15 protein-coding genes and 1 pseudogene are annotated in these 20306 nt (G+C 39.2%); 5 read left to right on the top strand and 11 right to left on the bottom strand.

Annotated features, from left to right (window positions below):
- Positions 1-416 precede the first annotated feature (416 nt).
- Complete coding sequence (locus tag AC2YHV_RS08650; RefSeq protein ID WP_268564740.1) at positions 417-1610, top strand: FtsW/RodA/SpoVE family cell cycle protein; 1194 nt, start codon at positions 417-419, stop codon at positions 1608-1610.
- Between the two features lie 110 nt (positions 1611-1720).
- Here AC2YHV_RS08650 and nhaC read toward each other — a convergent pair whose 3' ends face one another.
- From nhaC to dcuS, 5 genes are all read right to left on the bottom strand, one after another.
- Complete coding sequence (nhaC, locus tag AC2YHV_RS08645) at positions 1721-3100, bottom strand: Na+/H+ antiporter NhaC (RefSeq protein ID WP_098865239.1); 1380 nt, start codon at positions 3098-3100, stop codon at positions 1721-1723.
- A gap of 743 nt (positions 3101-3843) precedes the next feature.
- Positions 3844-4791: an AEC family transporter gene (locus AC2YHV_RS08640; protein WP_063576982.1), complete on the bottom strand. Its 948-nt coding sequence runs from the start codon at positions 4789-4791 to the stop codon at positions 3844-3846.
- Between the two features lie 119 nt (positions 4792-4910).
- Positions 4911-6605: an NAD-dependent malic enzyme gene (locus tag AC2YHV_RS08635; protein ID WP_487373044.1), complete on the bottom strand. Its 1695-nt coding sequence runs from the start codon at positions 6603-6605 to the stop codon at positions 4911-4913.
- Positions 6606-6897: 292 nt separating this feature from the next.
- Positions 6898-7605 carry a response regulator gene (locus AC2YHV_RS08630; RefSeq protein ID WP_034314228.1) on the bottom strand — a complete coding sequence of 236 codons (708 nt, stop codon included), beginning with the start codon at positions 7603-7605 and terminating at the stop codon, positions 6898-6900.
- A gap of 1 nt (position 7606) precedes the next feature.
- Entirely contained in the window at positions 7607-9202 is a 1596-nt protein-coding gene (gene dcuS, locus AC2YHV_RS08625) for a DcuS/MalK family sensor histidine kinase (protein WP_487373043.1), read from the bottom strand.
- A gap of 1019 nt (positions 9203-10221) precedes the next feature.
- Between dcuS and AC2YHV_RS08620 the strand changes: the two are divergent.
- Positions 10222-10389 (top strand): annotated as a pseudogene (locus tag AC2YHV_RS08620) (transposase); the annotation flags it as partial.
- Between the two features lie 150 nt (positions 10390-10539).
- Here AC2YHV_RS08620 and AC2YHV_RS08615 read toward each other — a convergent pair.
- A complete protein-coding gene (locus AC2YHV_RS08615; protein ID WP_034314233.1) occupies positions 10540-12114 on the bottom strand; it encodes a peptide chain release factor 3 in 1575 nt (524 codons plus the stop codon).
- 894 nt (positions 12115-13008) lie between these two features.
- Here AC2YHV_RS08615 and cspD point away from each other — a divergent pair.
- The gene (cspD, locus tag AC2YHV_RS08610; RefSeq protein WP_034314240.1) at positions 13009-13212 is read left to right on the top strand and encodes a cold-shock protein CspD; all 204 of its coding nucleotides are present in this window, start codon (positions 13009-13011) and stop codon (positions 13210-13212) included.
- On the opposite strand, the gene AC2YHV_RS08605 is transcribed toward cspD, so the two are convergent.
- The 3 genes from AC2YHV_RS08605 to AC2YHV_RS08595 are packed head-to-tail and all read right to left on the bottom strand — an operon-like array spanning position 13190 to position 16522.
- Positions 13190-15268 carry a DUF6449 domain-containing protein gene (locus AC2YHV_RS08605; RefSeq protein WP_487373042.1) on the bottom strand — a complete coding sequence of 693 codons (2079 nt, stop codon included), beginning with the start codon at positions 15266-15268 and terminating at the stop codon, positions 13190-13192. The two genes, cspD and AC2YHV_RS08605, sit on opposite strands and share 23 nt — an antisense overlap.
- Complete coding sequence (locus AC2YHV_RS08600) at positions 15243-16142, bottom strand: ABC transporter ATP-binding protein (protein ID WP_487373041.1); 900 nt, start codon at positions 16140-16142, stop codon at positions 15243-15245. Before AC2YHV_RS08600 ends, AC2YHV_RS08605 begins: the two co-directional genes overlap by 26 nt.
- Positions 16139-16522 carry a GntR family transcriptional regulator gene (locus AC2YHV_RS08595; protein ID WP_057278975.1) on the bottom strand — a complete coding sequence of 128 codons (384 nt, stop codon included), beginning with the start codon at positions 16520-16522 and terminating at the stop codon, positions 16139-16141. Before AC2YHV_RS08595 ends, AC2YHV_RS08600 begins: the two co-directional genes overlap by 4 nt.
- A 168-nt stretch (positions 16523-16690) precedes the next feature.
- Here AC2YHV_RS08595 and AC2YHV_RS08590 point away from each other — a divergent pair, with 168 nt between their 5' ends.
- Complete coding sequence (locus AC2YHV_RS08590) at positions 16691-17107, top strand: organic hydroperoxide resistance protein (protein WP_106027726.1); 417 nt, start codon at positions 16691-16693, stop codon at positions 17105-17107.
- A 53-nt stretch (positions 17108-17160) separates the two neighbouring features.
- Here the strand turns inward: AC2YHV_RS08590 and AC2YHV_RS08585 are convergent, their stop codons facing one another.
- Complete coding sequence (locus tag AC2YHV_RS08585; protein WP_487373040.1) at positions 17161-18477, bottom strand: MFS transporter; 1317 nt, start codon at positions 18475-18477, stop codon at positions 17161-17163.
- 177 nt (positions 18478-18654) lie between these two features.
- Here AC2YHV_RS08585 and AC2YHV_RS08580 point away from each other — a divergent pair, with 177 nt between their 5' ends.
- On the top strand, positions 18655-19470 hold the full coding sequence (locus AC2YHV_RS08580) for a glycerophosphodiester phosphodiesterase (RefSeq protein ID WP_487373039.1): 816 nt from the start codon (positions 18655-18657) through the stop codon (positions 19468-19470).
- 511 nt (positions 19471-19981) lie between these two features.
- On the opposite strand, the gene AC2YHV_RS08575 is transcribed toward AC2YHV_RS08580, so the two are convergent.
- On the bottom strand, positions 19982-20251 hold the full coding sequence (locus AC2YHV_RS08575; RefSeq protein WP_487373038.1) for a hypothetical protein: 270 nt from the start codon (positions 20249-20251) through the stop codon (positions 19982-19984).
- Positions 20252-20306: the final 55 nt, after the last annotated feature.

The following is a 20306-nucleotide window of genomic DNA, read 5'->3' as shown; positions in this document are numbered from 1 at the left end:
TTAATCGGTGTATTCCCCTTAAGATGAATTACACTAACAAATTCGTTTACAGTTTACAGTAGCCACTGCATCACATCACGTTTTACAACTCAATTGGTGAAGCTCCATGAATCCACCTCCATCGCAAATACCATTAACTAGTTAACTTCCAGACATGATAGCACTTTAAAATGGAATATATAGTAAATTTTTTTCGTTATTAAAAGGAATATTCACTTTTTTATCGAAGGTAATGTATATAAGAATCGAAATTCTGCTAATCCGGCAGACAAGTTTATCGGTTTTAGTGTTTAATACCGGGTAATGGAGGATAAATTCATATTATCGAATATAAATTATTATCTATATAACCGATTTTCCGTTACTATATAAGAAGGCGATTTTTTCGCGCATACATATTTGAGGTGAGCGCACAAGTGAAAAGAATAATTAAAGCATACGACTTCCCTATTTTCATCGCTGTCGTATTACTCTGTTTGTTTGGTTTAGTCATGATTTACAGTTCGAGCATGGTCACTGCTGTCGCTCGATACGGCCAGTCCATGGATTTCTTCTTTGAGAAACAAAAAACGGCCTTTCTCATTTCATTCGTGGCAATGATCGTCACGATGATTCTTCCTTATAAGATGTACAAAAACAAAATGTTCTTGATGTCTATGATGTTTGGCATGGCCGGTATCCTTTTCCTGTTGTTTGTCTTCGGCCATACAGCAGGAAATGCCACAAGCTGGTTCAAGTTAGGGACAGCATCGATACAACCTGCGGAATTTTCCAAGTTAGCCATGATCATTTATCTGGCAGCCATTTACGGAAAAAGGCAGGATCGAATCAATAGTATTGATAAAGCCGTCATCCCGCCGATTTTCTTTCTGGTATTCATCTGCTTTTTAATCGGAATACAGCCTGATTATGGAACGGCAGCGGTCATTTTCCTGATTTCAAGTACCATGATCATTTCATCCGGGATGTCTTTTAAGAGTATATTCAAACTCTCTTTGATCACTGCGATATTCGTTGCCATATTTGCATTGGGGGTGCTCGTGACAGGAAATTTCTCAGCCGTTCTTTCTGAAAATAAGTTATCTCGTTTTACCGGGTTTGCAGACCCTTTCGGAAAAGCAGGAGAAAGCGGGTATCAACTCGTGAATTCCTTATTCGCAATAGGATCCGGCGGCCTTACTGGAGTGGGACTTGGTGACAGTGTACAAAAATACGGGTACCTGCCTGAATCACATACTGATTTCATCATGGCCGTCATTGCAGAAGAGCTCGGGATATTCGGAGTGGGATTCGTTCTATTGACACTAGGTTTTATTGTCCTGAGGGGATTTGTACTTTCAGCCAAATGCAAAGATCCATTTGGAAGTCTTTTATTGATCGGCATCTCATCCATGATCGGCATTCAAGTCGGTATCAACGTCGGCGGAGTGACCGGACTTATCCCAATTACAGGGATCACCCTTCCATTCATCAGTTATGGAGGATCTTCCTTACTGCTGCTCATGCTTTCAATGGGCATATTCCAAAATGTCGTCATGCGAATGAATTTACTTGAACAGAAAGAAAAAGTCGTATCCATCCCAAAAGATGAGATCGCATCTTCAAAATAAACGATCAAATACCCCTGGCATTTCTGTTCATGGCAGGGGTTTCCCTTCTCAATAAGGTTATGGAAGTTATCACAAAAAAAACAGGCAGTCGAATCCGACCGCCTGTTTTTTCATTTATAATGGATACCGATTTTAGTAAAGCCAGAAATCAGGCTAAGCAAAGGACAAAGTAGGCAGAAAAATGCAAACGGAGCATATTCAAGGGTTGAAACACCCAATACCTGTGTCAGGAATACACCGCAGACACCCCAAGGAACTAAAGGATTCACAACTGTTCCCGCATCTTCTAGTACCCTCGCAAGCGTTTTGGGCTGCAGGCCTAAATCTTCATATTTCTGCTGAAAAGCTTTCCCAGGCAGTATAACTGACAAATACTGTTCACCCACTAGGAAATTCACGCTGATTCCTGCAAATACAGTAGCGGAAATCACTTTCGCTACACTCGTCAATGAATCCTGGATTGCATTTAAAATAGAAGGAATGACTCCCAATTCAAACAATAATCCGCCCATCGCCAAAGCCAGCAGCACCATCGAAACGGAGAACATCATACTTTCAATTCCGCCCCGCGATAGGATTGAGTCAAGTTGTTCCATTCCACTCTTCAGTACAAAACCGCCGTATAAGATATCCGCTAGTTTTGCAACCGTCAAACTTGGGGTTTGTATGAAAGCAATGACAGCCGCCGAAATGATTCCTGCTGACAATGTCGGAATCGCTGACACCTTTTTCAAAGCCATGATTAGAACGATGACAAACGGAATCAAACTCCATATGCTTATATTCGTTTCCATTTCCAGGGCTTTGGTCATGGCTTCGATTTCCTCAACGCGAGCAACTTTGACATTCGGTGAAAGGAAGTAAAAGATGATAAGCGATATGAAAAAACCTGGAATCGTAGTCCAAAGCATATTATTAATATGTTCAAATAATGGTGCTCCAACCGTTCCTGATGCAAGGTTGGTAGAGTCGGATAATGGAGACATTTTATCGCCAAGAAATGCACCGGAAATGATAGCACCTGCTGTAATCGCCAACGATAAATCCATCGCCGCCGCCATCCCTATCAAAGCAACGCCGATTGTTGCTGATGTTGTAAGTGAACTCCCGATACAGAGCCCAATTAGCGAACACACCAGAAATGTGATTGCATAGAAATATTCACCAGAAATCCAGTCAAACCCATAGAACATGATGGTAGGGATTGTCCCGCTTGCCATCCAGATCGAAATCAGCATTCCAATGAAAAAGAATATATAGATGGCTCCCATACCAGTGCCTGCACCTTTTACGATAGCTGCCTCCATAATCGAAAATGGCAGCTTCTTGAACTTTCCATAAACAAATAGAAATAGGATTGCCGCTATAATTGGAATATGGGGGGCAAGTCCATAATGAATGATGCCAGTTGCAATGATTAAGAAAAGAACTGCCAAAACCCCGATTGCTTCAGGTAAGGAGAGTTTTAGCTTTGCATCTTCAAGACGCATGATGTATTTCCCCGCTTTCATGTTGTGTATTCACTGAGGTAAGGATCGGACCTTTTCACTCCTCATAATTACTGAAACGCTTTTAAGCACTAAAGTTACTAGCTAAATATAAAGGAGTTTCAGGTGATTGTCAAAGGAATAATAATCTATTTTAGTAGAATGCGATTCTTCATTCCTTTTTATCACAAAACGAAAACCCATACTTTGCTTCGTATCGGCTCAGCCTAGTATACCCTAAGATATAAGTCCTCTTCTTTGCTTTGCCCCCAAATAAGGCCCTGTCTTAATCCAATACCGATGTCCCTAAAATTCTTTCAGTTATGTCGCAGTCCCACCTAAATGAACAGCAAACCGTTCCTGATCATAGATAATTTGGCTTTTAACTATGATTCCTGTACGCCGAAGGTTTAGATTTAAAATTTCATCAACTGCTGCATTCGAATGTGTAATTACACAAATTCTTTTATTATAACCTTATTTTGATTTATAGCGAATTTTTGCAATTGATACTTTTTGCGACGCATTTTCCTGGGCTTTTACCTTTATTAAAACGCCATCCACGCCTTTTAAACTATCTATTTTATTATTTTACCTTTACCTTTACCTTTAACATAGCCTTAAATAAAATAGCCAACACATCTCCTCTTTTCAAAAAAAGGTTAATGTTATACAATAAGTTTGTTAAGTATTTCACAAACTTCCGTTGAAAAGTATCCATCCAAGAAGGATGGATACTTAGAAGGCTACATTAACAAGGATATATAGATAGGTAATGTAATTAAAGAAAGAATGGTACTAATTACAAATGAAGATGCTGTTTCAGTTGATAACGAATCAAATCTAGTTGAAATCATTGCCGCTACAGCAGATCCCGGAAATGATACTAGCAAAATGGCTTTAATTGTATCTGCATGATCAAGTCCAATTAGATGAGCAACCAGAATCATATATAATGGAATAGCCACAACTTTTAAAATGGAAATACCAAAAGCAATTGGTCGTAAGCTAATCTTACGGATACCCACGGTTACACCAACAGCAAATAATGCAACCCCAGATGTCACTGACCCAATTTGATCGAGCGCATTTTTTATGATATCCGGTGCCTGGAACCCTAATAGTGTTAATACAACAGCAAGTAAGGGAATACATGCAAGCGGTTCGCTAAGACCATGCAAAACGATACCCAGAATGTTTGTTTTTTCATCTTTAGATTTACCCAATCCGGATTGTCCGACCGTACCAACTATTGTTGCTAATGGATCCAGAAGGGCATTCACCACAATACCGGTAATCGCAATAGGTATAGCTATCTCTTGCGCCCCAAACAAGCTGCCTAATACAGATATCCCCATAAAAGCAAAAGCTGGCTGAGTTGCGTTTAATGAAAACATAGATGCTTTAGTTAAATCGAATTTAAACACAAAACGAGCCACTATTAAAAGGATAATGTAAAAGCCAATAACACCTATGGTCATAGTTAAGAAAAATGACCATTGATTAATTAAGGTTTGTTTTGAGGTTGTTGTGATCCCAATGAATAAGTGTGCAGGTAATGCAAATTTTGTAACTAACGTGTTAAGCCCTTTGGATGATTCTGAATTAAAAACTTTAAAATACCCACCCAAATAACCAATAATAATTGTAAAAAAGATTGGTATTAATGTTAAAAATATATTCCCAATATTCACTCGAGATGCACTTCTCTTTCCAAAAAATTGTCCTATTTAAAAGATAACTATGACTGACTTATACGGAGATTCCCCTAAAACGGATCCCCTTTCTTTTGAGACAACAAAATAATCTGGATTTATTTCCCACGTATAGTTTTGTACTCCGGCTTCCACATGGATTCTGTTATTGCTTTTTCAATATCTGTTATATCCGCTTTCGCAATGCCTTCTTCAATGGCAGTCTTTGCCACTTCAATGGCGACAGATTTAGAAACCTCTTGCAATTGTTTGATTGAAGGGAGTAAAGAAGCACCAGGCTTACTGCTATCCGATAATCTTGAAACAGCAGATGAGGCTGCTGCAAGCATTCCCTTAGAGACTTTTGTTGCTTCTGCGACAATTGCACCAAGTCCAAGTCCTGGGAAAATATATGCATTATTAGATTGTCCGATTGAATAAATCACATCATTATAGTCAACATCATCAAATGGGCTTCCTGTCGCTATCAAGGCTTTACCTTGAGTCCACTTTATAAGGTCTTCAGGAACAGCTTCCGCTAAGGAAGTCGGATTTGACATCGGCATAATTATAGGATGTTCCACGTGCTTTGCCATTTCTTTTACAACTTCTTCTGAGAAAGCCCCTGTTTGACCAGAAGTGCCGATTAAGATGGTTGGTTTAACCTTTTTTATTACCTCTAGCAATGGAATAATTCCGACTTCATTCCGCTCCCAGTCCTCGACTTCCTCAGCTTTCCGGCAATACGACTTTTGGAATTTCAAAACATCTGGAATGTCATCTATCAACAATCCACGATAATCGACGGCCCAAAAGTTACCATATGCCTCTTCTCTGGAAACACCATCTAGGATCATGGCTTCAACCATTTGATCAGCATTACCGATTCCTGCTGCACCTGGACCAAAAACAACCACCCTTTGTTCCTTTAAAGGAACACCAGTTACTTGTAAGGCAGACATTACGGCGGCTAGTGTTACTGCACCTGTACCTTGTATATCATCATTAAAAGTGAGAATTTTCTCGCCATAAGTATCGATTATATTTCGTGCATTTATATTTCCTAGATCTTCCCAGTGAAGTAATGCCCTTGGGAAGAAGGCCTGAGACATTTTAACAAATAAATCAATGAATTCGGTGTATTCATCACCGCGAACACGCCCAAACCTGTTACCAATATACAGTGGATCACTAATCAGGCTTTCATTGTCTGTCCCAACGTCCAGGACAATAGGCAGCACCCTGCTTGGATCAATTCCCGCAGCTGCTGTGTAGACTGCCAATTTGCCAATGGCTATGTTAATTCCACCAACTCCCTGATCTCCGATTCCAAGAATACTTTCAGAATCTGTAACAACTATTAAATCGATATCATCAGATGAAAGGTCCAGGTTTTTAAATGCCTCTTCCATTCCCTCCATATTATCAATAGATAGGTAAAGACCTCCTGGACGGTGATATTCCTGGGAGTACTGTTGAATAGCCTCTCCTACAGTAGGTGTGTAAATGATCGGCAGTATTTCACTTAGATGGTCTTTAAGTAGACGGTAAAACAGGACCACATTCCTATTAAATAAATCATATAACATTCCATTCTTCCGAATATTGCTAGGTTGAGTGGAGAATTGTTCATAAGCTCTTTTTACTTGTTCCTCAAGAGTAAGCACCTGGGATGGTAGCAAGCCTACCAATCCTAGCTCCTTTCTTTCTTCCTTAGTGAAAGCGACCCCTTTATTAATAAATGGGTTTGACAGAACACCTTTTCCTCTTAAAGTTGTAACCAAACCCGTTTTTGTCTTTTCATAAGCTGTCATAGACGTTCCCTCTTCCTAAAAATGTATATTTAAAAATGATCATTACCAGGCAATAGAGTATATTCTTCCCTGGGGAAGTGTAATTACTAAAAGAAAACTGTAAAAAGGAAAATAAATATACAGCACAAAAATAATATTTCCTCATTACTGCTTATTTGTTCAATCTTTATGAAAAATATATAAATAACTCAATCGCCAGTCTATATCTTAGTAGTCATTTACGGAGGACACTAGCTTATTTAACTAATTTTAGTATTATGTAATTAAAAAAAGTAAGCAGCACTTTGGCTGCTTACAGATAACGTTGAATAATATGGCTCTTTTCATCATTAAATTTGTGTTGGGAGACTGGTCGGCCTACCGTTCCATAGATTACCTTAACATCAAGGACACCGATATCCTTCATGAATTTTAAATATTTCCTTACTGATACCCTGGATATACCCGCCACATTTACGACTTCCTCTGTTGAAAAGGGAGAATTTTTAAATACCTGTATCACATTCCATATAATCTTTAAGGTATCTTGTGCTAATCCTTTCGGTAATTCCTCTGGTAAATGAATTTCTTCTTGATGCAAAATTCGATAATCCAATTCTTCTTGATTTAGCATATTTTTATCTTGAATAAAATCTGATTTGTTCCGATATGCTGATAAGGCCGCGTTAAAACGGTCAAATTCAAACGGCTTAATTAAATAATCAACTGCACCTAGTCTTAATGCTTTCTGAATCCTCTCAATGTCCGACGCAGCAGAAATGACAATAACATCTATCTCTTTTTCACTTTCTCGAATTTGCGAGAGTAAATCGAGTCCATTTTTCCCAGGCATGAAAATGTCTAATAGAACTAACCCTATTCTTTGAACTTCCAATACATTCAGAGCTTGATCCACTGAGGAACAGACAGCAGCTAATTCGTAGCCATCGACTTGATTCAAATAGCGCTTATTGAACTCTGCAACCATCGGGTCATCTTCTACGATCATTACCTTAATCATCCTACATCATCCTTGCTTTGTATGGTATATAAACCACAAACGTTGTTTCTTGACCTTCTTTTGAACTAATATTGAGATCTCCTCCTAGCTTATCCAGGCTTGCCTTAACTAAATATAAACCAATCCCCCTGTCCTCTCCTTTTGTTGTATATCCTTTTTGAAGGATATGATTAAGATTGGCATCAGATATTCCCTGTCCAGTGTCATGAACTTCAATAGTTAAAATATCATCTGCATAATCAAACTTTAATTCAATTCGTTTAACGGGCCTTTTTTCTACTGCTTCTATAGCATTGTCAATCAAATTTCCTATTATCGTAATTAGCTCATGAGTAATAGCTGCATTTTCTGGTTCGGGCAATTGAAAGTCAGAGGATAATGCCAGCTTAGCACCTGCTTCCCTTGCATAACTTAGTTTTCCAATTAAAAAACCGGCTAGTACTGGATCTTTAACGGTTTTGGTAATAAAGCCAATCTCGTTTTCTCTGTGGTCAACAAGATCACTAATATATGCTGCAAGCTGATCATAATAATGCATATGCACCATACCAAGTATTACATGAAGTTTGTTCATGAATTCGTGCGACTGGGCCCTTAACGATTCAGCATATAAGCGGACTCCAGTAAGCTGTTCCGCCAGCAGATGTATTTCTGTTTTATCACGAAATGTAGCCACAGCCCCTACGATTTCAGCCTTCACAAATACCGGTACCCTATTCACTAGTAAGACACTATCTTTTAAATCCTGCTCTTTATCTAATTCGACTATTCCGGTCTTCAGGATTCTATCCAGGTTTGAGTCAGGCATATAACCAGTTACCTTTTTACCCGTTGGATTTTCATTAATGCCCGCTTTCTTAAATATCTTTAAAGCTGCTTTGTTTACGAGAGTAATGGTTGAACTCTGATCTACCGCTATGATTCCCTCTCGAACTGATTGTAAAATGGCATTTCGCTCTTTTAGAACCTTCGCAATAGCAAAAGGTTCCAGCCCAAATAATATTTTCTTAATATACCTTGCCAAAAGTATTGCGCCGGCAATTCCGGTCAATATTCCAAAAACGGTTCCTACATAAATATTAAAACGGCTTTTTAACACAGCATCATTAACTTTTTGAAGGGAAATACCGACCACCACGGCTCCAATTTGATTATCCTCTGAATCATAAACAGGGGTGAAAGAACGCAAAGACCTGCCTAAAGTTCCTTTGGAGATAGAGATGTGCTCTCTACCTCTTAACACATCTTTCTCATCCCCTCCAACAAATTTTTTTCCTATTTTACTTGGATCGGGGTGAGTTTTCCGGATTCCATTATTATCGATTATTACTACAAATTCTACATCTGTCGATTTTTTAATCCTATTGGTAAATTGCTGAACTTCCTGATTGTTTTCATTTCCACTTAACGCTTCGATTACAAGCGGGGTTTGTGCTGCCATGCGTGCCACGTTTACTGCTTTTTCAGTCTGGCTCTTTTCTATAGTATCTGCAACTGTTTGGCTAATGAGAATATCTGTAATGAATAATGAGAGGGCTACCACCCCACACACCAGTATCATAATAGTAAACTGTAGACTCCATTTACCTTTCTTCACTTCTACACACCTCTTTGGTCTAAAAACTCTATTAACTTTAAGGGATACTTTTATGTTAATTATGTTCATTTTGCTTACATCACACAATTATTCGGTACTGTATCAAGTTCAAAAAGGTAGCCAAGTGATTTAAATCAATTAAGAGAAGATATATATAACCTAACCATTTGCTAATGTATCCTTAAAAACACTGATTCAACCGCAATATTTTCCAAATAATAAAACAGACTATACCTTCGTAGGCTTGGATATAAATTAATTATTCCCCTTTAATGTCTGAACCCCAACTTACCTCGATAGTTCAATATAAGTAATTTTTGCCCATACTCCTCCTGCACCAAGGTTAAATCCACAAGTTTTCTATTAGTATTATGCGGTTCATAAGAAGTTTAGCGGAATATCCCAGCAATTCTTACAATGCTCGAAGTTACTATGATTTTCTTATTTAACCTTTCCAATTAGTTACTATTTAATTTTCAAAAATACAGCTGTATACCATCTTCTATCTCCATGTTTCCGTATATCTAAAATCGACATGTTTAAAACAGGAGGAATGATTAAAATACACGCATTTTCAACAGATTTCAAAACAACAAAGTAATAAAGAGAGTACTCAAGAATCTTCTACCCTATCTAGACTTTTTGACCAAAAAGGGTCGTCATTTTCCCTAGTATGGAAACATGTTTAAGGTACTATCAAAAAAACCTTTCGATATTTAAACAATGCCCCAGATAGAGGAAAAAGCCCGTGTATAAAACACGGGCTTTCAGACTGTAGACAAACTCGATGAAAATCGAGTTTGTCTATTTTTATGGCCTGTACAATTTGGACGTTGATTTCCACTACAGGCACTCGCTTTCCGCGGGCGGTCGGGGAGCCTCCTCGGCTTTCGCCTGCGGGGTCTCCCCTAGACGCGCTTTTCCCGCAGGAGTCTCGAACACCCGCTCCAATCAACTTTTTCTTACCTTTTAGACAGAACACTTTTGCCTAGAGTCATTTTTGTCTTAAAATAGAAGTATCAAAACGTAATGAAACGATTGAGCGTGTATTCGCAGATGCAAAAGAAAAGCATGGTATGCGTTGGACTACTTTAAGGGGACATAAAAAATTGTCAATGCAGGCGATGCTTACTTTCACTGCCATTAATTTAAAGAAGATGGCCAATTGGACATGGCGAGGTCCATAAATGGCCTAACATGTGAGCTCGTAGAGCCGCAATCTCTTAACTTTAGGCGAAAATTCAAAGGGAATTTCAAAAGGGGTTCGGAATTTTTTAATTCCGAACCCCTTTTGTCTACAAACTGAAAGCCCGTGTATAAAACACGGGCTTTCTTCTTTATTTCAAATCCATTGGATTATATAATTCCACGTCAGGATTTTTATCTTGGAACCAACGAAGTGCAAACTCATTTTCAAATAAGAATGCATATTTATCAAACCGGTCCTTAACAAGGATGCTTCTTGAGCTATGAAGGTTTTCATCAAGCTTTTCATCTTCAGCCCAGCGTGTAATCTTGCTGCCCATGCGCTCCATCACGACTTCAACATTGTACTCGTTCCTCATTCGATGCTCGAATACTTCAAATTGAAGCTGCCCAACCGCACCAAGCAGATATTCTTCCATCCTAACCGTTTTGAAGAGCTGAATTGCCCCTTCTTGTACAAGTTGGTTAATACCCTTATGGAAATGTTTCTGTTTCATGACGTTTTTAGCTGTTACCCTCATGAATAGTTCCGGCGTAAACTGAGGCAGCCTTTCAAACTGAAACATGTCTTTGCTTGTGGTAATCGTATCGCCAATTTGATAATTACCAGTATCATATAAACCGATGATATCTCCGCTTACCGCTTCATTTACAGTGTTTCGATCATCAGCCATGAATTGGGTAGAGGAAGAAAGGTTGATCGGTTTCCCTGTCCTGCTCAAGTTGACGCTCATTCCACGCTCGAATTTACCGGAGCAAATGCGAAGGAAGGCGATTCGGTCACGGTGTTTTGGGTTCATGTTCGCCTGGATCTTGAAAATGAAACCGGAAAAATCATTGCTGACAGGATCCATTTCACCTGACGTTGTCATCCGTGCTTGTGGAGCTGGTGCAAACTTCAGATAAGCATCCAAAAACGTTTGAACACCGAATGTCGTTAAAGCACTTCCGAAAAATACAGGACTAAGTTTTCCATTCGCAATGTTTTCTTCAGAGAATTGGTTACCCGCTTCCGTCAACAGCATGATTTCTTCCAAAGTTTGCTCATATAACTGGGAATCCTTAAGTTTATGATCCACTTCGAGTTCACCATCTTCATTCAACGGAAGGAAACGCTCTTCCCCTTCAGTTTTGAACTGTTCAATCCGATTGTTGAACCTGTCGTAAATGCCCACGAAGTCTTTTCCCATCCCGATCGGCCAGTTCATTGGATATGTTTCTATTCCTAATACCTCTTCAAGTTCGGCAAGCAATTCCAGCGGCGTTTTACCTTGTCGGTCCATTTTATTGATAAAAGTGAAAATCGGTATACCCCTCATCCGGCATACTTTGAATAATTTAACCGTTTGATCCTCGATACCTTTTGCCGAGTCGATGATCATCACGGCGCTATCAACAGCCATCAGTGTACGATATGTGTCTTCACTGAAATCTTGGTGGCCCGGTGTATCGAGAATATTGACACGGAAGTCATCATAATCGAATTGCATGACTGAAGATGTAACGGAAATTCCCCGTTGCTTTTCAATTTCCATCCAGTCACTGGTTGCATACTTCCCTGTTTTTCTAGCTTTAACTGTTCCGGCATCGCGGATCGCGCCGCCAAACAGCAGTAATTTTTCTGTCAAAGTCGTTTTCCCGGCATCCGGGTGAGAGATGATTGCGAAGGTCCGTCGGGATTGAACCTCGTCTTTTAAATTAGTCATAATATGTTCCTTTCATTATTGGAGTCATCAATAAAAAAATTTATAGGAGGTTTACTGTATTTTTTACATTGGAATGGCAACCTTTCTTTGTATGCAAAAATCCTGATCATACACAATATATGTAAGAAGAAATATATCATAAGGCTTAAGCATTGGCTACTCAGCATTCATTTTCAATCAACCTTTCTATTTTAACACGATATGAAGGAAAGATGTAGAGGTGAATGAAACACCCAATAGGGGATTTATTCAGATGCAAAACAAAGGACGCTTAATAGCGCCCCTTATCTTGATCCATATGATTACCGTTCATTTATTCATGGTTTATTTATTTACCTTGCAGTTTTTAACGATTTTTGATTCCGCTTGTTCTTCCAGCGTTTTTTTACTTCCTTGAATATGATTGGAGCAGCAAAAATGAGAGCTCTTTTTAATAATTTCTTCATTTTTCATCAGTCCTTTCTTTCTTATCCTATACCCGATTATTTTCGCAGAAAACTTTAATGCCAACTTGTTTTCCTGTTTTCACCATAAAGCCATTTCATATTTGACATGGAATCCCAAGTCAAATTTCAATCAAGGAAAATCCCGCGCGACAATATCGTTATATTTCCCCATATAAAACCTGTCTAATATTATTTTCCCCAAATGGGAATGTATAAATTACTTCCATTTGTTTTATCCTTTATAAAGGTGGGTATATACTAAAAAACTGGAAATTACTCCAGAGGTTATTGTGGTAATTTTTCCTGTAGGCTTTCACATATTATCAAGCATCGTCGTATGATAATTTTAACTTGAATGAGGGTGCTGGATAATGTGTGAAATTGATTTTTCCCTCTAGGTAAAATCATCACCATTAATATTTTTTAACTTTTTAGGAGGATTCATCGAATGACAGTAACAGGTAAAGTGAAATGGTTCAATAGTGACAAAGGATTTGGTTTCATCGAAGTACCAAACGGAGATGATGTTTTCGTACATTTTTCCGCCATTCAAGGAGAAGGTTTCAAAAGCCTTGATGAAGGTCAAGAGGTTGAATTTGAGATCGAAGAAGGAAACCGCGGACCACAAGCTAAAAACGTCGTAAAACTCTAAAGCATAGATACACAAACATAATTGATAGGCAATGCAAAAGGATGCCGCCCATATCGGGCGGCATCCTTTCCTTTATATGTACATGCGAAATATTCACGTTATTTTTCATTAAAATGATCCAAAATGAAATCGGGAACATGTTCGCCAGAATGTCCACATCTCTGCTTTCTTTATAATAAAAGGCAGCTGAATACTCCCCGCTCCAATCAATTTGGGCATTATCAATCGCTGTCTCGATTTCAGAAGCGGTCTTAATTTTCAAGCGATTTGGCTGTTGTTCAATCTGCTGTGCAAGTTCACTTTCAGAATTCGTGTGATAAATTTTCGAATCGGACTTTGCAACCAGGATATAAGAAATATCATCAGCCATTAACCGCGCTTGTTCCGATTGTCCGGTACTTACCATCCATTCTGAAAACTGAGTATATGAAGAGTCCCAATTCATATAAATGGTTTTGTTATTTTTCAAAAGTATCTCTATGGAGGCATAATCACCAAAAGAAGAAGTCATTTGCGCGAACGATTGATTATTCAGATCCTCCGACAATGCCTTCACTGCAGCTTCCAGCTGTTGACGGTCCGTGATCGTTATGGATTTGTCCACTTGGCCGCTTGCCGTTATCTTGATTTTAGAAACGTCTTCAGCGGAAACATTCAATACCTGATTAACCATTTTTTTATATTCATTAGACTCATATATTTTCGCCAATAGTGGCATGTATGAATCGTAATTCTGCAAATGATACTCTCTTGCTAACCGTTTTCCATTCTTGAGTTCATACATCAGAAATACGGATTGACCATCATTCCATTCACCAATGGAAACCTTTTTACCCTTATCGATGATTTCCTGATGCAATAACCTGATCGCTTCAATATTTTCCTTCTCTTTAAGATAATTGGAAGCATTATTCGACGTGTCATTTCCTTCAAAAAATATAGGAGAATCACCAATATAAATTTGGCTAATCATCTTTTCATCAGGAATCTTGGTCTTATACTGAAGGGGATCTATTTTTATAATGAGTGCCAGCACAATGACAGCTGCTATAAACGCTACATAACCTTTCAGGTTGACCCGTATTCGCCAAGTCTTTTGCAGGACGATTTCCCCTAAATAATATCCAAGCAAAGAACCGACGGCATATCCAAAAAAAATCCACCCAGGTTCGCCTGTCGTTTCGCTAAAATAAAGCCCTGCAAACAGCATCATGCATAATGTCAGGCCGAATTTAAACACTGGCTTAATCTTCGGGTAAACAAATGCCTGAGACACATGCTCCAGCTTTCTCCTCTCATAGAGAAAAAGAGAGCTGATCAGAAAAAGAAAGGTTAATATACTATAAATTAATGTATTAATAGAGAAGAAAGTGATTTTTTCCATCTCCGTTGCTGCTAATAATGGGGAGATGCCATTCATATTGGCACTTAGATAATACTCTGCAGAAAATCCTGCTATCAAAAATTTCACATTGGCTGCAAACAAAACAAAAAGCCCCACCGGCAAAGTAAGAAAAATATAGGTCAGCACTCCTTGAAAGGCTGATAATCCCGTAACCATTCCAAGTAAAACGGCAACGGAAAAAATCAAAGCTTCCAAAATAAATGTTGTCCCCATCCAAGACCATATATCCGTCATGGTATATAGCCGTTCTATATCAATTGCCGAGTGAAATAATATCAATATTGAACCTGTAAGTAAAATCGGCAAACCCATGAAGCCAATCCCCGTTCCAATCATATGAGCGTAGATGCTGCGTCTCGTAATCGGTAAACTATGAATGAAGTCTGAGGCTTGTTTCATTTGTAAAAACCGAAAAAGGAAGATGGCAAGTAATACTGGAATAACGATGACCAAAACAAACTGTATCATCTGCTGACAGGAAAAAAGGTTTTCGAATTCCACATATTCATTGTTCCCATTCAAGATAATCGCTAACATTTCCAGAGGCAGCGCAAATATGAGGCCTACAAGATATAGGAAACCTATCCAGCCAGTACTTCTGAAAATATAGATAATCAGTTCCCTATTAAACCAGGTTATTCTGGATGACATAACCGATATCCCCCATTTCATAAATGAATATCTCCTCAAGAGTAAGGGGGAGAATATCTAATATTTCCGGCTGAAACTGATTAAAATGCGATTTAATCATGGCTTCACTACCTTTAACGATACAAACGATCACGCTGCCGCGTCTTTCCTTGTTAAGGATTTGAATTCCGCGGTATAAACCATGGGGAATTTTGTGCTTAAAGGCAATTTGCACTTTATGTACATCAGCTTTCAAGTCATTCAAAACCTTTTGGATAACAAGCTCACCCTTATGCAAAATCCCTACATGATCGGCTAAATCTTCAATTTCCCGGAGATTATGGGACGATAGTAAAATCGTCATATCCCTTTCCGAAACATCCTGAATCAACAACTGTCTCACATTTTTTCGCATGACCGGATCTAATCCATCAAACGGTTCATCCAATATTAGAACTTCCGGCATCGTCGAGAGTGCTAGCCAAAAAGCAACCTGTCTCTGCATCCCCTTCGATAGTTTATGTATTTTATTTTGGACGGGTATCGGGAATACTTCCTGTAATTGATAGAAACGTTCTTGATTCCACTCGTTATAAATATGGCTATAAAAACCTGCCATTTGCGTGATGGTATAGTTAGCCAGGAAATAAGGCGTGTCAGGAAGGAAGAAACAACGATTTTTCACTTCACGGTTTTCAAACACATATGATCCATCAATAAGAACTTCACCTGCATCCTGTATCAGGTTGCCTGATAGCATTTTTAATAGAGTCGTTTTCCCCGCCCCATTTGAACCTAATAACCCGAATATGGAGCCTTTTTGTATAACCAAGGTGACGTTTTTGATAGCTTCTTTCCCTTCATATAATTTACTCACCTGTTTAATTTCAATCATGAATCCCCCCCCTTTGCCAATGGACTGATTTCCTTTATTATTCTATAAATTTCATGTTTATCGATTCCGATATACAGAGCTTCAGCAAGTACCTTTGAAAGCTCGTTTCTGATCTCTTCTTCTTTCAATGAATTTTTGAAGGATTTAGGAGGTGCCACGAAATTCCCTTTGCCTGGTAAGGTATATATAAACCCGTCAGACTCAAGCTGCTTGTACGCTTTCTGGATCGTATTTGGATTGATGGTCAATTCCTGAGCCAATATTCGGATGGATGGGAGCTGATTATGTTCCTGTAAAACTTCATTGATCATTAGTTCCTTTAACTTATCCATCAATTGCTCATATACCGGCTTTCCACTTTGAACATCCAATTCAAACATCATGAACCCTCCCTGCAATGGGTGTATTACATCTCCTAATACAGTACATTATAAAACAATATCTTCCAATTTAATACCATTTTCAAACAATACTCGCTTTCATTTTGTTTAACAAGACTTACAGCAGGGAAGTAATGATAGTAAGAATGAATAAAGGAGTTGTTTTCATTGAAACCATTATATACAGCTACAGTTACCGTACACGGTGGTCGTGAAGGACATATTAAATCAGAGGACGGGATTCTGGATTTCGATGTGAGGTCACCGAAGGAATTAGGTGGTTCCGGTGAGCGCGCCACAAACCCTGAACAGTTATTCGCAGCCGGTTACGCGGCATGTTTTGACAGTGCCTTGAATCTTGTACTGCAAAAAGAAAAGAAAAAGGCCGATACGTCCGTGACGGCAAATGTAACGATCGGTAAAGATGAGGAAGACGGCGGTTTTAAATTGGCTGTAAGGTTGGATGTTTCGATTCCCGACCTAAGCAGGGAAGAAGCCGAAGAGTTCGCCAAAAAAGCACACATGACCTGCCCCTATTCAAAAGCAACACGCGGAAACGTCGATGTCACCTTGATTTTGGTATAACGTTTAAGCAAGGGACTGGATACGGCATTAAGACCGGCTCCAGTCCCTTTTTCTTATTTCACTTCTTCCAATCCCTTCAGTTTCAAAAGAAAGCCAAGACCTATTATCGCCATGATGATCAATGACCCTAGTGCCATCCTGCTCGCCAATGTACCGAGGTCGTGGAATATCAACGTTATCGTTCCATATAATAGCGGACCGATTATTGAAGAGACTTTTCCAGAGAATGCAAATAGTCCAAAAAATTGCCCCCTCTTCTCATCTGGAGTCAATTCAATGATATAGGTCCGTGATGTCACCCACATCGAACCTAGCGAAATTCCGAACATACTCCCTGCAACCCAGAACCAAAGGGCGGTTTGTGCGAAGACCGCTATAAATAAAGCGACCAAGAGCAGAACCCCCACATACGTCACAGCCAGCCGCGGTCCCTTCGACTGTGTGATGTATCCAAACAGAAACGATCCGGCAATGCTCGATACTGTCGATACCAGGTATAGCAAAATGAATCCGCTGGAGGAAAATCCAACAACAGTCTTGGCATATACGGCCATCATGCCGATAGTGGTCGCAATTGCATCATTTAAAAAGAAATAAGCAATCATGAATGTAAAAACCGATCGGTAGGAGCGCATCTCTTTAAATGTTGATTTAATTTCCTTATAACCTGATAAAAAAGGTTCTTTCGCTTTTTGCTGTTTTGGAGATTCTTTTAAAAAAAAGTATAAGGGAAGGGAAAAAACCAGAAATAAAATGGCCGTGGGTATGAAGGCTTCATGTGAACTCCCTTTACTTATGAATGGATAGATTGACAGTCCCACTAACGTTCCAAGGTAGCCTACCGCCACGCCAAACCCTGATATTAGCGGCAATTGCTGTTTCGTGCCTAAATCACTCATCATCGTATCATAGAAAACCAGACTCGAATGATAGAAAAACTTTGCTATCACAAATAAAAGAATGACGATCGCCAAGGAAACGGGAATGCCCAGAATCTTTCCATCCAACGGCGTCCCCCCGAATACCCCCATTAAAAATGTACATACAACGGAAATGAGTGTGAAAATCATAATGTATTTTTTCATTTTTCCCGTTCGATCGATCATGACACCGAACAGCGGGGAAAACAAAACGAGAAACAAACTGGCAATCGCATTAGCGTAGGAGATGAAGGTACTCGCAATCTGATCAAGAACGGCATTTTCCCCAATCTGTTCCTGGAGGAAGAATGGAAAGAAAATCGTATTGATATTAGAAGAAAAAATCGTATTGGCAAAATCGTAAAACGCCCAAGAGAGAATGGGAAGGGAAAAATATAAACCAAAATTCCCCTTCCATTTTTTAGACTTCGGTTTCACCTGCAATTCCATCTGCTTTCCCTCCTTATTGATACTTAAATTATATGTATTCCATACCTTTCCAATAAATCCTTTAAGTCGGATTATAACATTGTGTAAAACATGATTTTTTCCTGCCTAACATGTAATATTATGAAATGAGACTGTCCTGCTAACTTTTAATCATTGTGCCTGATAGGAGTGTGAAAGATGACCGCATTTTTACTTATTATCGTGATAACCATGCTTGTCCTGTTCTACGCTAAAGGATCAAAAAGTGATTTCCCTGAAAGCTTAATAAAGCAGCATTCCCCCATTAAAATTGGACATCGAGGTGCATCTGGATATTGCCCCGAGAATACAATGGCATCTTATAAAAAAGCCATTGAATTGGGTGCTGATTTCCTGGAAGTGGATATCCATCTCAGTAAAGATGATGTCCTTGTGGTTCATCATGATCCCACCTTGGATCGAACCACAAACGGCAAAGGGAACCTCCGTGATTACACGGCAGCCGAATTAAAGGAACTGGATGCAGGAAGCTGGTATCATTCTCGCTATAAAAACGAAAGGATACCTTTACTAAGTGAGGTATTGGAGAATTTCGGGTCTGAGGCCGGAATTTTAGTCGAATTGAAACATCCCTCTGCTTATCCCGGCATAGAAGAGAAACTTGCCGAAGAATTAGGTAAATTCCAAGAATGTTCAACAAGTAAAAATAAGATAATGGTTCATTCGTTCGATATGGAATCCATGAAAAGGTTTCATCAATTAATGCCGGACATACAAGTGGGCGTTTTGATAAAACGGCGAATCAATGACCAAAAAATAAAAGAGATTGCCGAGTTTGCATCATTTTTGAATCCAAAACAAACGATTTTGAGTACGAAGCTGCAAAAGCGAATCCAAAAGCACGGGATGAAAGTATTTACATGGACCGTCAACAATAAAAAACAAATACATATGTTCAAAATGATGCAGGTAGATGGGATCATTTCCGATTTTCCAGATTATTTTTTGGATTGAAACTTTGAATGATAAGTGATAACTAGTTCTTTACACGGTTCAGGGTGAGACCATTCCGAATCCCTTTTAAAATTCACTTTGAAATTTTGATTAAAGGTTAAGAACAAAAGACTGTAGGCAAAAACATAGTTGATTGGAGCGGGTGTGCGAGACTCCTGCGGGAATAGCGAGTCCAAGGGAGACCCCACAGGCGCAAATGCGCCGAGTCCGGACCGACCGCGGAAAGCGAGTGCCCTACGTTCCAATCAATGTCCAAATTTGTACAAGCAAAAAAATGTAGACAAACTCGGTTTTCATCGAGTTTGTCTACATTCTGAACAATCCGCAAATGCGGATTGTTTTTTGTTTTTTAATAACAATGAAAGTATTGTATTTCATGCGCGTCCGTCCCATAATAGGCCCATCGCTGTTGACTTCGTCTCCAACGATAACCTGCCACTGAATTATATCCGACATATGTTGGGTAAAACCAAAATGAACGGCCATTCTTAAGCCAAATATACGTATGTTTTTATAAGCACCCTTTCATTGACCCAGTGTCCATTGCCTTATACGTTCCTTCATGAAGTTGTGGAGTGAATAATGGCGGAGCTATATGAGGCGGTGGCTGGCCCCCTCCGTAGGACGGACCAGGCGGGCCAGGAGGAGTCCTTACATCCATCATCTGATTCTCTAATGGATATGCCCCTGCCATGAAATGATTGCCCATATTTCGGAGATGTGCATTTCGTTCATTACCGTTATGGTCGTTCTGTTGATTGAATGAATCGTATGGTTTCATACCTTTTCACCTCATAATTTGAACTTCCATTTATCCGTATGTAGACGAATGACCA

The sequence above is a fragment of the Peribacillus sp. SRI_006 genome, assembly GCF_057586375.1.
This window is presented reverse-complemented; position numbering and strand designations above follow the sequence as displayed.